At 54.6% G+C, this 13,013-nt stretch carries 11 protein-coding genes; 10 read left to right on the top strand and 1 reads right to left on the bottom strand.

Features of this window, described 5'->3' with window-relative positions; genetic code table 11:
- The first annotated feature begins 138 nt into the window (after positions 1–138).
- From GG681_RS11100 to GG681_RS11055, 10 genes are all read left to right on the top strand, one after another.
- Positions 139–1,305: an ABC transporter substrate-binding protein gene (locus tag GG681_RS11100; RefSeq protein ID WP_235899901.1), complete on the top strand. Its 1,167-nt coding sequence runs from the start codon at positions 139–141 to the stop codon at positions 1,303–1,305.
- Positions 1,302–2,267, top strand: coding sequence for a YVTN family beta-propeller repeat protein (locus tag GG681_RS11095; RefSeq protein ID WP_153548083.1), 966 nt, complete (start codon positions 1,302–1,304; stop codon positions 2,265–2,267). The genes GG681_RS11100 and GG681_RS11095 overlap by 4 nt, the downstream gene beginning before the upstream one ends.
- Positions 2,268–2,291: 24 nt before the next feature.
- On the top strand, positions 2,292–2,744 hold the full coding sequence (locus tag GG681_RS11090) for a cupredoxin domain-containing protein (protein WP_153548082.1): 453 nt from the start codon (positions 2,292–2,294) through the stop codon (positions 2,742–2,744).
- Entirely contained in the window at positions 2,741–3,460 is a 720-nt protein-coding gene (locus GG681_RS11085; RefSeq protein ID WP_328593352.1) for an ABC transporter ATP-binding protein, read from the top strand. The genes GG681_RS11090 and GG681_RS11085 overlap by 4 nt, the downstream gene beginning before the upstream one ends.
- Positions 3,457–4,248: an ABC transporter permease gene (locus GG681_RS11080; RefSeq protein ID WP_153548081.1), complete on the top strand. Its 792-nt coding sequence runs from the start codon at positions 3,457–3,459 to the stop codon at positions 4,246–4,248. Before GG681_RS11085 ends, GG681_RS11080 begins: the two co-directional genes overlap by 4 nt.
- Before the next feature lie 70 nt (positions 4,249–4,318).
- Positions 4,319–4,867 (top strand): tetratricopeptide repeat protein, encoded by a 549-nt coding sequence (locus GG681_RS11075; protein ID WP_235899899.1) that lies wholly within the window; start codon positions 4,319–4,321, stop codon positions 4,865–4,867.
- Positions 4,868–5,025: 158 nt separating this feature from the next.
- Positions 5,026–6,792 carry a PQQ-dependent methanol/ethanol family dehydrogenase gene (locus GG681_RS11070; RefSeq protein ID WP_153548080.1) on the top strand — a complete coding sequence of 589 codons (1,767 nt, stop codon included), beginning with the start codon at positions 5,026–5,028 and terminating at the stop codon, positions 6,790–6,792.
- 149 nt (positions 6,793–6,941) lie between these two features.
- On the top strand, positions 6,942–7,628 hold the full coding sequence (locus tag GG681_RS11065; protein WP_153548079.1) for a response regulator transcription factor: 687 nt from the start codon (positions 6,942–6,944) through the stop codon (positions 7,626–7,628).
- A 42-nt stretch (positions 7,629–7,670) separates the two neighbouring features.
- Complete coding sequence (locus tag GG681_RS11060; protein WP_153548078.1) at positions 7,671–8,843, top strand: FIST N-terminal domain-containing protein; 1,173 nt, start codon at positions 7,671–7,673, stop codon at positions 8,841–8,843.
- A gap of 3 nt (positions 8,844–8,846) precedes the next feature.
- On the top strand, positions 8,847–11,063 hold the full coding sequence (locus tag GG681_RS11055; protein ID WP_153548077.1) for a PAS-domain containing protein: 2,217 nt from the start codon (positions 8,847–8,849) through the stop codon (positions 11,061–11,063).
- A 38-nt stretch (positions 11,064–11,101) separates the two neighbouring features.
- Here GG681_RS11055 and GG681_RS11050 read toward each other — a convergent pair whose 3' ends face one another.
- Complete coding sequence (locus GG681_RS11050) at positions 11,102–12,988, bottom strand: serine hydrolase (protein ID WP_153548076.1); 1,887 nt, start codon at positions 12,986–12,988, stop codon at positions 11,102–11,104.
- Positions 12,989–13,013 lie beyond the last annotated feature (25 nt).

Genomic DNA, 13,013 nt, shown 5'->3' with positions numbered 1-13,013 from the left:
CGAGCCTTAACCTTGGTCTAACGCAGGCGCTTGCTACTCGGATATTCGACCTTGGTTTAAGGTATGGGGAAAATTCGACTATGGTCCTATGTCTCTTGTCCAGATCAGCGCTTAGCCTGAGAATTGGGAGGAGCACCAATGCTAAGACGTTTGATTGCAACGCTATTTTTAGCAGCGCAACCGATGCTCGCAGGCGCGACATCAATCGACATTCCAATTGTGTTCTTGAAACAGGTACAGTCAGATCGCCCAACGCTGTCAAATCTGGACCCGGTCCCAGAAGATCTTGCGCGTGCGGGGGCTGAGCTTGCGCTGAAAGATAACAAAACCACCGGTCAGTTCCTCGGTCACACCTATGCTTTGACAGTCTTGGAAGTAACAACTGACGCGGATGTTATTGCTTCCGCACAATCTGCGTTGCAGCAATCGCAGCTTTTGGTTCTGGATGTTGCACCACAAAACATCACAACCATTGCCGATCTCACCCAAGCCCAAAACGCTCTGCTTTTTAACGCAAGCGCAGGAGACATTGCACTGCGCGGCAGCGATTGTCGCGCCAATCTGCTTCATTCCGTCCCCAGCGACGCTATGCGTGCCGACGCGTTGATGCAGTTTGCCCGGAGTAAACGCTGGGAAGATCTGGCTCTCATTTCTGGCCCCAATCCAATTGATTTGACCTTTGCCCAAGCCCTGCGCGACAGCGCCCATAAATTTGGCCTGAAGATTTCCGCGGAACTCACCTGGGACATTGACGCAGATATGCGCCGCAACGCGGCACAGGAAATCCCGCTGCTAACCCAACGCTTGGGCGACTACGACCTTTTGTTGGTCGCGGATGAAACCGATGATTTTGGCCGCTATATCCCGTTTAACACCTGGCGCGCGCGCCCGGTGGCAGGATCAGCCGGGCTGATGCCGCAGACCTGGAGCAGGGTCGTTGAACAGTGGGGTGCTGCGCAACTACAAAGCCGCTTCCACGATCTCGCCCAGCGCGACATGCGCGCTCGTGATTATGGTGCATGGGCTGCTGTGCGCAGCATTGGAGAAGCGGTGACGCGAACCGGCAGCGCAGACCCGCAGACCCTGCGCGATTTTATCTTGTCAGAGACATTTGAACTTGCAGGGTTCAAAGGCCGTCCACTCAGCTATCGCAGCTGGAATGGCCAGCTGCGCCAACCGATCCCATTGGTGACGCAACGCGCTGTCGTCACCCAAGCGCCCCTGCCCGGCTATCTGCATCAGACCAGTGAAATGGACACCCTTGGCGCTGACCAACCCGAAAGCACATGTGAGGCCTTCCAATGACATTAAAATCGTTGATCCTGGGCTCTGCCCTGATTCCGTTCTGTAGCTTTGCTGAGGCTGGTGAAATCTGGGTAACCAATGAAAAAGACGACACGATTTCGGTGATTGATGTCGAAACCCTTGAGGTGACCCGCACAATTGAAACCGGTGAGCGCCCACGTGGCATCACCTTCTCCAAGGATTTCAGCCGGGTCTATATCTGCGCCTCTGACAGTGACACGGTTCAGGTGATGGATCCGGACACGGGCAAGGTTCTGTATGATCTGCCTTCAGGTGAGGACCCCGAACAATTTGTGCTGCATCCAGATGATCGCCACCTTTACATCGCCAATGAAGACGATGCGATCACCACAGTGGTTGATATCAAAAGCCGTTCGGTTGTGGCGCAGATCAACGTGGGGATTGAACCAGAGGGCATGGCGGTTTCGCCCGATGGCAAGATCGCTATCACCACCTCTGAAACTACAAATATGGCTCATTGGATCGACACCGAAACCCAAGAGCTTTTTGCCAACACGCTGGTTGATAGCCGCCCGCGCCACGCGGAATTCACGGCCGAAGGTGGCGAACTATGGGTGAGCGCCGAAATCGGGGGAACCGTTTCGATTTTTGATGTCGAAAACCAGTCTGAAAAAGGCAAAATCCGCTTTGAGGTCAAAGGGGTGCATCCAGACCGGGTACAACCCGTGGGCTTTGAATTCACCCCGGATGAAAAAACGGCCTTTGTTGCGCTTGGCCCGTCCAACCATGTGGCGGTGGTGAACGCGCAAACCTATGAGGTGGAAGACTACATTCTGGTCGGACGCCGGGTCTGGCACATGGCGTTTTCCCCCGACAAATCGATGCTTTTCACCACCAATGGCGTCTCTGGTGATGTGACGGTGATTGATGTCGCGAAACGTGAACCCATCAAAACCATCAAAGTCGGCCGCTTTCCCTGGGGCGCAGCAATGCGTCCATAAGACTGCTTCTACGAGGATGAGCTAATGAAACGTGCATTACTTTTTGCTGCTGCGACCTGCGTCGCCCTGAGCGGAACCCATGTCTGGGCGGACGATGATGATGACAAGGGTTTTGGCCTTGCAGGGATTCTGTCGGCCAGCAACAAAGAAGATCTGTCGCCGATTACCCTATCTGCGGGCATGCCTTTGTCAGATGCCCCTTGGGAGCTGAAGTCCGGCACCTACTATGAATTTGAAATCCAAGGCGATGGCAGTCAGGAACTGGCACTGATCGGTCCCGAATTTTTCCGTGCCATCTGGGTCGATGAGATCGTGGTGGAAGGGCTGGAAATCCGCCCCCTTGGTGTCGACAGTATTGAATTTGACGAAGCAGGCGAGATGGAGATCGGCTTTGTCGCGATCAAACCGGGAAGCTACTACCTGAAGGTCCCTGGCAGCACCGGTGAAACCCAGCGTTTGGAGATCACCATCAAGTGAACGGTTTGCAGATCAACGGCTTGAGCTATTCTTATGGCGCCAAGACCGCCCTTTGTGACGTGTCTTTTACCATTGAACCGGGCCGTTTCTGCGCATTGCTTGGGCCAAACGGCGCGGGGAAATCCACGCTGTTTGCCCTTTTGACCCGATTATTCACCAGCCGCGACGGCGAGATTATAGTGGCGGGTGAAAACCTTGCACAAAACCCGCGCAAGGCTTTGGCCCAGATCGGTGTCGTGTTCCAGCAAACCACGTTAGATCTGGATCTCTCAGTTGAGCGCAACCTACGTTATTTTGCAGCGCTACATGGGATTTCCGGCAAAGAGGCTGATCACCGTATCACCGCGTCGCTGGAACGTATGGATATGGTAGAGCGCCGCCACGAAACAGTGCGCGATCTGAACGGTGGCCACAGGCGGCGCGCCGAAATCGCCCGCTGTCTGATCCATGATCCTGCGGTGCTGTTGTTGGATGAACCCACCGTTGGCCTGGATGCGGCCAGTCGGCGCGCCATTACCAACCATGTACATGAACTATCGCGAAGTGCGGGTAAAACCGTGCTTTGGGCAACACATCTGACCGACGAAGTGGAAGACAGTGACCAGCTTGTTGTGCTCCATCGCGGTGCAGTGCTCTCCAATGGGAGTTGCGCCGATTTACGGGGCAAGCTGCTGCTTGCGGATTTCTTTCTAACACAAATCGGGGCAACCGCATGAAGGCAGCGTTTACAGCCCTGCACGCCATCATCTTGCGCGAGGCATTGCGGTTCGTGCGCCAGCGCGGCCGTTTTATTGCTGCTCTTGTACGGCCGCTGGTTTGGCTCATCGTGTTTGCCGCGGGTTTTCGCGCAGCACTTGGCCTGTCGATTACCCCACCTTATCAGACTTATATCACCTATGAGATCTACATCGTGCCCGGTCTTTGCGGCATGATCATCCTGTTCAACGGCATGCAAAGCGCGCTGTCGCTGGTCTATGATCGAGAAATGGGGTCTATGCGATTGCTGCTGACCAGCCCTTTGCCCCGGTGGTGGTTGCTTTTCTGTCGCTTGATCGCCGCCTCTGTTATCTCAATCCTGCAGGTCTATACTTTTCTGCTGATCGCGGCCCTTTATGGGATCAGGCTACCTTGGGAAGGCTACATCCTTGTGCTGCCCGCATTGATTTTTTCCGGCCTTACATTGGGGGCTCTTGGGCTTATGCTGTCATCGCTCATCCGCCAGCTAGAGAACTTTGCCGGGGTGATGAACTTTGTGATCTTCCCGATGTTTTTTCTGTCTTCAGCGCTCTACCCGCTTTGGAAAATGGCCGAAAGCTCAGAGCTGCTGCACGACATCTGTGCTGTGAACCCGTTCACCCACGCGGTCGAGCTGATCCGCTTTGCCCTTTATGGTGAATTTAATCTGGCCGCATTGGGATGGACCGCTTTGGCCGGGGCCATATTTATGGCTCTGGCGCTTTGGGGGTATGATCCCGCACATGGCCTGACCCAGCGCAAGAAATAGCCTTACGACCAAAGTCGCACTGACCCACTCATGGCCCATCTCTACCCTGCTCGCCAAAGGGAGAACCATCATGCGTTACTTTACCATCTGCCTGGCACTGGGCTGCGCGACTCAACTCATGGCTGAAACAACCACCATTGATGATGAGCACGGCACGCTGAACCCCGAGGACAGCGGCTTTGGTTTGGTGTTTCGTAATCTGGACAATGGCGTCACCAATATGACCACCTGCGCCACCGGATATTACATCACGAAATCCGGCCGTCATGCGATGGCACGCGACCTTTTTGAAGCCTGTGCCGAAGCAGGATACACGGGCGCAATGACCTGGATGAGCCAGCTTGATAACAACGGCCTTGGCGGAGAATATAACCCGGATGCCGCCGCCAATTGGGATCGGCGCGCAGCCGAAGCTGGCGACCCCATTGGCAAGTTCAACTATGGGCTGGATCTGATGCGCGGCCACGGCGTGACGCAGGACATGACACAGGGGCGCGCCCTGGTGGATGAGGCTGCCACTGAAGGTCTAGAGATCGCCCGCAGGCTGCAAGGGGCAGACTATGATCTGGATGAGGTCACACCTGATGCAGACAACTGGAAGTATGCACCACTTTTCTAGCCTAAAATCACCTCCTAACGATCTGATAAATAGATACATTCATGGTCGTACGACCATTGGCCAATACCACGAACTTCGGTTGCCTTTGATAATACTCCCCAGCTCGCCTGTTAACTCGCGCGCGGGCTGTGGAGAGGAAAGCCAACGGGAGGAACCACATGAAACGGTTCATAGCAGCGGTTGTTGCGGGCGCACTGACAGCCAGTCTTGCTCAGGCAGGTGTTACCGAAGACGATCTGAAAAACGATCAAACAATTACCGATCAAATTGTGACCAACGGCATGGGGCGCCATCTGCAGCGCTACAGCCCGTTGGAAACGCTCAACAAAGACAATGTGAAAAACCTTGTGCCAGCTTGGGCGTTTTCGCTGGGTGGTGAAAAGCAGCGCGGCCAAGAAACCCAGCCATTGATTTACGACGGCATTATGTATGTGACCGGCTCTTACAGCCGCGTCTATGCAATCGACGTCAAAACCGGCGAGGAGATCTGGCAATATGATGCGCGTTTGCCGGAAGGCATTCTGCCTTGCTGCGATGTGATTAACCGCGGCGGTGCGATCTACGGCGACAAATTCTACTTTGGCACGCTGGACGCGCGTATTGTTGCGCTGAACCTTAAGACCGGCAAGGTTGAGTGGCGCAAAAAAATTGCCGACTATAAAGCAGGCTATTCCTATACAGCAGCTCCGCTGATCGTCGACGGCAAAGTTGTTGTTGGCAACTCAGGTGGTGAATTTGGCGTTGTTGGTATGGTCTATGCCTATGACGCGGAAAACGGTGATCTGGTTTGGACCCGCCCGATGATTGAGGGCCACATGGGCACGCTCAATGGTGAACCTTCGACCATGACCGGCGAGCTCAACGCGACCTGGCCCGGCGATATGTGGAAAACCGGCGGTGGTGCAACCTGGCTTGGCGGGTCCTATGATGCTGACACCGACACGCTGGTTTTTGGCGCAGGCAACCCCGCACCGTGGAACAGCCACCTGCGCGGCGCGGGCACCCCGCTTGAAGGCAACAAAGGTGATAACCTCTATGCGGCAAGCCGTGTTGGTATTGATCCGTCAAACGGTGAAATCAAATGGCACTTCCAGACCACGCCACGCGAAGGTTGGGATTATGACGGCGTAAACGAAGTTGTGCCTTTCACGGATACTGCGGGCAACAAACGTTACGCCACTGCTGACCGCAACGGGTTCTTCTACGTTCTCAACCGCGAAGATGGCGCATTCCTGTCCGCAACCCCCTTTGTCAAAGACATCAGCTGGGCCTCTGGCATTGATGAAACAGGGCGTCCCATTTTCAACGAAGCCAACCGCCCCGGCAACCCATCCGCGGCTGCAGATGGCAAGAAGGGTGAGGTCATCTTTGCTTCGCCCTCGTTCCTGGGTGGTAAAAACTGGATGCCGATGGCCTTTAGCCAGCGCACCGGGAATTTCTATGTGCCTTCCAACGAATGGGGCATGGATATCTGGAACGAGCCGATCACCTACAAAAAAGGTGCGGCCTACCTCGGCGCGGGCTTTACCATTAAGCCAAACTACGAGGACCACATCGGCAGCCTCAAGGCGATCGATCCTTCCACCGGTGACATCAAGTGGGAATATAAGAACGACTCGCCGCTTTGGGGTGGTGTGATGACCACTGCAGGTGGCCTTGTGTTCACTGGCACGCCTGAGGGCAAATTCATTGCACTGGATGATGAAACCGGCGAAGTCCTCTGGTCCTTCCAGACCGGCTCCGGCATCGTGGGCCAGCCTGTCACCTGGGAGCAAGATGGCGAGCAATATGTCTCGATTGCATCTGGCTGGGGTGGCGCTGTTCCGCTTTGGGGTGGTGAGGTTGCCAAGAAAGTGAACTACCTGAACCAGGGTGGCATGATCTGGACATTCCGTCTGCCCAAACAGTTGGCTTCAAACAACTAATCCCTGAATTTACTGACAAGCCAATGAACTGCGCACTTTCGGGTGCGCAGTTTTCTGTGTCGCGGAATTATATACGACCTTTCTCCTAATGGGCTTGCTAGGCGGGTTTTGCTAGCATCTAGTTATACTACTAGCGAAGAGTGATGTGGATGAACGAGTTGCCCGACAATACGCCCCATGAATTCAAGACGGCGCTGATCGTGGACGACCACCCGCTGTTTTGCGACGCGCTTTCGATGACATTGCAGGCCTCTATTGGGATTGCTCAGATCGAAACGGCGCCGGATCTCAACACCGCCATGAACCGCATCAAAGCTGAGGGCGCACCGGATGTGGTTGTGCTCGATCTTAACTTGCCCGATGTAAACGGGCTCGAAGGGGTAATCAGCCTGCGCAATATGGTGAAAGTGCCGATCATTGTGGTGTCTTCGATGGCCGACAACCGCGTCATCAGCTCAGTGATCCACGCGGGTGCGTCCGGTTTTGTGCCTAAACACAGCCAACGCGCCGTGTTTCAGGACGCGTTCAAGACCCTGCAGCAGGGGCAGCGCTTTGTGCCGCCGGGTTACATGTTGCTCGACAAAGAGGCTGAAACCTCAACCGATGATGCGATTTCACGGCTGACATCGCTTACCAATCAGCAAGCGCGCATTTTGCGTTTGATTTGTGAAGGCAAACTAAACAAGCAGATTGCCTACGATCTTTCGATTGCTGAAACCACGGTGAAAGCCCATGTCACAGCGATCATGCGCAAGCTCGGCGTCCAAAGCCGCACCCAGGCTGTTTTGATTGCCAAAGAAGCGAGCTTCGACAGCGTATTGCAAGATCGCAACTGACCTGCGTAAGATAATTGCGTATAGTTCGGGGGAGGAGACCGAATGCGCCAGCAACTTGACGTTGCTCCAGCACTGAAAGGTGCTGGTGATATCGTGCGTTCCGCCTTTGCCAGTGCCAGTGACCCACATGCAATCGAAAAACTGGCGCAAGCGCTTGGGCCGAACGATCTGGAACTTGTAATTCTATTTGTGTCGCCTGACGCAGATGTTGCGCGCATCACTGCGCAGGCTGCCCGCTTTTTTCGACCAGCTCCATACGTTGGCTGCACCACAGCGGGAGAGATCGGAGAAACCGGTTATACCGAAGGAGAGATCGTGGCGCTGGGACTGCCCAGGCGGCATTTCTGCTCGCGAATTCTACCAATCGACAATCTGGACACATACAACAGTCAGGCGCTCATCGACCAGCTTGTGCGCAATCGACATGAAATGGCGCAGGAAACCCCAACTTGGGAGCATGAATTCAGCTTTCTGATGATTGATGGGCTTTCGACCAAAGAAGATGCCTTGGTGAGCGACCTCGCGCCGGGGTTGGGACCGGTGCCCCTATTTGGGGGATCCTCTGGCGATGGCACCGATTTTCAACGCACCTACGTCATCAACAATGGGATAGCGCGCTCCAACGCGGCGGTTCTGATCCAGGTTCGCACCCTTTGCCCCATTCGCATATTGAACAGCGACCATATGAAACCAACACAGGATCGTATGGTGGTCACTGGGGCAGATCCTGACCGTCGCATTGTACGCGAAATCAATGCGGAACCGGCTGCGCGCGAATACGCACGTTTGCTCGGCAAGGATCCAGAGAACCTTACAACGTTCACCTTTGCAGCGCACCCTGTGGTGGTTCGTGTCGGCGGCAGTCACCATGTTCGATCAATCCAGCGCATGTGTGACAATGGTGATCTGGTGTTTTATTCCGCCATTGACGAAGGTGTGGTGCTCACACTTGCGGATCCTGCAGATATGGTAAAACACCTGCAACATGAGATGGATGAGCTGCGCGATCAGGGTGAACCTGCCCTCGTGCTGGCCTGTGACTGTGTTCTGCGCCGACAAGAAGCGCAACAAAAACAGCTGACCCGCGAAATCTCACGTGTTCTGACAGAAAACCGCGTGGTTGGCTTTTGCACCTATGGTGAACAGATCAACTCAATGCACGTAAACCAGACCATGACCGGGGTCGCGATCTACCCGCCTGAGGAGCCCGCCTGATCTATGCTCAACACTTTGATCAATCCGCAGGACTCGCTTGAACGGCAAAACGAAAAGCTGCTGCGCATTGTTGAAACCCTGATGCGTCGGGTGGAACAGGACACCGACGCATCAGGTCTGGCCTATACGCAGTTTCAACGTGCTGTCCTGTTGGAAGACGAAGTGCGCAGCCGCACCAGAGATCTGGAGCGGGCGCTGGATCTGCTCAATCAATCCAACGCAGCACTAACCGCCGCCAACCGCGAGACCGAAGCAGCACGTTCAAACCTCGCCAATGCGATTGAAACGGTGCAAGAAGGCTTTGCGCTGTTTAATTCCGATGAAGAATTGGTGATGTGTAACAGCCGCTTTGGCATGCATATGCCTGATGTGCGCAAACATCTGCTTCCCAGTCTTAAATTTGACGAATATGTGGATCTGGTCTCGCAAAGCCGGTTCTTGGCTTTGCCAAAATCAGAATGCCCCGAAGAATGGGCCAAACGACGTCTCGAACGCCACCACGACAGCAGTGTGATTTTTAACGTGCGCATGACTGGGCATCGTTGGGTTCAGGTCAGCGAACATCGTACATCAGACGGCGGCACGGTGATTTTGCAAACCGATGTATCCGACATTATGCGCCTTGAACGGCGCGAGCGCGAAAAGCTGATGGATGATCAGTCGCGACTGATCCAGGCCACTCTGGAGCATTTGCGCCAAGGTGTCTGCATCTTCGACCCGCTTGGCCGTTTGGTTGGCTGGAACCGCCGCCTGGGAGAGCTGTTATCCATCCCCGCCAGCCAGTTTCAGTTTGGTAGCCGCTTTCCCACTATTTTTGCACAGCTGAGCAATAACTTCGCGTTCACCGATGATATGTGCCCCAAAGACGTGATCGGCTGGGCACAAAATGATGAGGGCCGACCGCCGCTTTCTTATGAAATTACCGGCCCAGACAATCGCTTCCTTGCAGTGTTTATGCAGGAAATGCCTGATGGCGGCTTTGTGACCAGTTTCACCGATGTTTCAGCCGAGCGTCAGGCCATTCGCACCATGACCGAAGCCAAGGAAACCCTGGAGCAACGTGTCCTTGAGCGCACGCTCGAACTGGAAGATGCATTGGGGGATGCGGAACGGGCCAATGCCTCCAAAAGCCGGTTTGTCGCGGCAGCCTCACACGATCTGTTGCAACCACTTTCGGCGGCAAAGCTCTATCTGGCGACAGTTGAACAGGAGTTTTCCAACGAGCCCGCTCAGGCGTTATTGGCCAAAGCTGGCAGCGCGCTGGAAAGCGTTGAAAGCATTCTGGAAGCATTGCTGGACATTTCCAAATTGGATTCGAAAAAGGCCAGCGTTCATATTTCTGCGGTGCCGCTGTGCCAGATACTGGAGCAGCTGCAAGATGAGTTGCGCCATCGCGCCGATGAAAAAGGGCTGGATTTTCGTGTCTTAAACACCTCGGCGGTGGTGATGAGCGACCCAACCTATTTGCGACGCATTCTGCAAAACCTGATGTCCAACGCGATCCGCTACACCGAAGCTGGCCGGATCCTTGTGGGGGTGCGCAATCTCGCCAATTCTATTCGGATTGAGGTCTGGGACACGGGCGTTGGCATAGACGACGCAGAGCAAGGCAAGATTTTCACCGAGTTTCACCGGGTGCATGCAACCGCCAGCGCAGCCGAAGGCCTTGGCCTGGGTCTCGCCATTGTTGAGCGCGCCTGTGGCCTGCTGCGCCACCCGATTAGCCTGCGCTCTACGATCGGGAAAGGAACGGTCTTTGCGGTGGAAGTGCCGCGCGCAACCGAACACGCGCTCCCAAACACCAGCCACGCCCCCGAACCGGATCCAACAGAGGATTCCTTTGCTGATCTGATCGTATTGTTGATTGAAAATGATCAGGATCTGCGAAATGCATTGGCAATTACCATCGAAAACTGGGGCACAAGTGTACTACCTTGCCCCAGTGAAGATGTAGCTTTTGAACTGCTTGAAGAGATCGGCGTGGTGCCGGACTTCATTGTTGCAGACATGCAGCTTGATGATGGTGCATTGGGCAGTGATGCAATCATAAACCTGCGCAAACGCTACGGCTACACCCCAGCATGTCTGATTTCGGCAAACCGCAGTAAGGAGCTCAGCGATATCGCGCATAATCTGGCGGTCAATCTGCTCTATAAGCCGTTTGCTCCAGAAGAGCTGAAAGCAATCATCAGCTCGCTCACCACATCACAAAAAACCTAGGTAGAATGCATGCCGATAGCTCGGCATGCAGCAGAGGTTTAAAACACAAAATCATCTATGGTGAGCGAGTGATCAGTATCGCACACAAGGATCGAAGCCTCTGCATAGGTGATCTTTTGGACCGCCCCATCACCAAATTCTGTGATCGTCAAATCATTGAATTCAAGTTCCAGCGCGGAAAGGTCGATCTTGTCTTGGCCCTGGTCAAAGCCAACAATTACGTCATGCCCCGCATCCGCTGCAAAGAGGAATGTATCGGCACCCTGCCCCCCCATGAGCACATCCTGACCTGAACCACCGATCAAAAGATCATTGCCGCGGCCACCGCTGAGCACATCATCGCCCCCGCCACCGTTCAGGCTGTCTGCGCCCCGGTGCCCGCGCAGCTCGTCATTGCCAACGCCGCCGTCCAGCACATCAGCGCCTTTGAAACCCAAAAGCCTATCATTTCCCTGACCGCCATCCAGTGTGTCTTTTCCACGATTGCCCACAAGCCGGTCATTGCCTTCACCACCCACAATCAAATCGTGGCCGCTGCGCCCGATGAGTTTATCATTCCCCGCCCCGCCAAGGATTTTATCGTCTCCCTGGCCGCCGATCAGGCGATCATTGCCATCTTGCCCGATCAGCTGATTGTCAGCATTCAGCGCGTCTTTGGCCTGTGCGCGAATTGAAAGACGTGATCCACCGCTATCCGCCACAAGCAGTGCGGATCCATCCTCAAACACCATACGATCTGTGTCCAAATCCCCAATGGCAGTATCCAACGTGAGTGACACCCCATTTGATTCCAAGAGCGTCTGCAAGGCACCCTTTCCATCTTCAACAGGTTGGACATTCAGCTCTGCGGCGCTCATCTTAAATTCCAGATCACCTTTGCCAGCATCAAAATGTTCCCAGCTCGCACTCGAAGAGACTGCGATCATCGTGTTTACCAGCAGGTCCTGAACATGCATTTGAGGCTGCGCCATCGTCTCAACCGCGGTGAAAATCAGACCGCTCTCGAGGTGAACAAGCGTCATGCTCTGTGTGCCAACAACACGTCCATTGTGGCCGACCATTTCACCGTCATCAAAACCAACAGCTGCAAAGAACTGTTCAAGACCACCCATCTGATCGGCCGGGACCAGTGTTTGATCCAGAACCAGAGCCTTCATAAACTTGATCATATCCACAGTTGTTGACACTGCTCCGCCATCACCCGTGTTGTCCAACGGCAGATGCGTCACATCAATTTTCTGATCACCGGACTGTAAATAGGAACTGATAATGCCATCGGGGCGACCATAGCCAGGAAGACTGGAATCCTGCATTCCCACCGGGTCAAAAATGCGGGTTTGGAACTCTTCGGCCAGCGCATTTCCCGACACGCTTTCAATGGCCAGCTGCAACAGCACAAAACCGGTGTTGGAATAATCCGTACTGGTTCCGGGTGCAAATTCAGCCGGGGCGTTTTGGTCGATCAAAAACTGGATCGCATCCCACACGCCAACCGGCTGCGGCGGGTCTTGCAAAAGCGGTGCATAAACGCTGGGAGCACCGGGTTCATTAAAGTCGTTAGAATAGTCCGGGATACCAGAGCTGTGCGTCACCAGCTGGCGCAGCGTGACCTCTTCGATGTTTGCAATACCCGCAAGCGGCGAGACATCCATCACATCCGAGAGCTTATCATCAAGCGAGAAGAACCCCTCGCTCGCCATTTGCAAAACAACCGTGGCGGTCATCATTTTGGTCTGCGATCCGATTTCGTATTTTGCTTCATTGGTTGCGGGCGTGCTGTCATCAAGGGAGAGCGTGCCCTGAGCCAGTTCGACACTCAGGCCATTTCGCTCCACTTCCATCAACACCGCCGGCGCATCCCCCGCGTAGCTGGCCATTCCATTTTGGACAGCGCTCATAAATGCGTTTGGGTCAAATTTCGTCATCGTGGTCTCCGTTTGTCAAAGTCAA

Origin of the sequence: Tritonibacter aquimaris, from assembly GCF_009617595.1 — a bacterium.
In the GTDB taxonomy this organism is placed as follows: Bacteria; Pseudomonadota; Alphaproteobacteria; order Rhodobacterales; family Rhodobacteraceae; genus Epibacterium; species Epibacterium aquimaris.
This window is presented reverse-complemented; position numbering and strand designations above follow the sequence as displayed.

Excerpts from the sequence above, each read along its gene's own strand:
- GG681_RS11080 (WP_153548081.1), top strand. The coding sequence starts at position 3,457 with ATGAAGGCAGCGTTTACAGCCCTGCACGCCATCATCTTGCGCGAGGCA.
- GG681_RS11075 (WP_235899899.1), top strand. The coding sequence starts at position 4,319 with ATGCGTTACTTTACCATCTGCCTGGCACTGGGCTGCGCGACTCAACTC.
- GG681_RS11095 (WP_153548083.1), top strand. The coding sequence starts at position 1,302 with ATGACATTAAAATCGTTGATCCTGGGCTCTGCCCTGATTCCGTTCTGT.
- GG681_RS11070 (WP_153548080.1), top strand. The coding sequence starts at position 5,026 with ATGAAACGGTTCATAGCAGCGGTTGTTGCGGGCGCACTGACAGCCAGT.
- GG681_RS11055 (WP_153548077.1), top strand. The coding sequence starts at position 8,847 with ATGCTCAACACTTTGATCAATCCGCAGGACTCGCTTGAACGGCAAAAC.
- GG681_RS11060 (WP_153548078.1), top strand. The coding sequence starts at position 7,671 with ATGCGCCAGCAACTTGACGTTGCTCCAGCACTGAAAGGTGCTGGTGAT.
- GG681_RS11100 (WP_235899901.1), top strand. The coding sequence starts at position 139 with ATGCTAAGACGTTTGATTGCAACGCTATTTTTAGCAGCGCAACCGATG.
- GG681_RS11050 (WP_153548076.1), bottom strand. The coding sequence starts at position 12,988 with ATGACGAAATTTGACCCAAACGCATTTATGAGCGCTGTCCAAAATGGA.
- GG681_RS11090 (WP_153548082.1), top strand. The coding sequence starts at position 2,292 with ATGAAACGTGCATTACTTTTTGCTGCTGCGACCTGCGTCGCCCTGAGC.
- GG681_RS11065 (WP_153548079.1), top strand. The coding sequence starts at position 6,942 with ATGAACGAGTTGCCCGACAATACGCCCCATGAATTCAAGACGGCGCTG.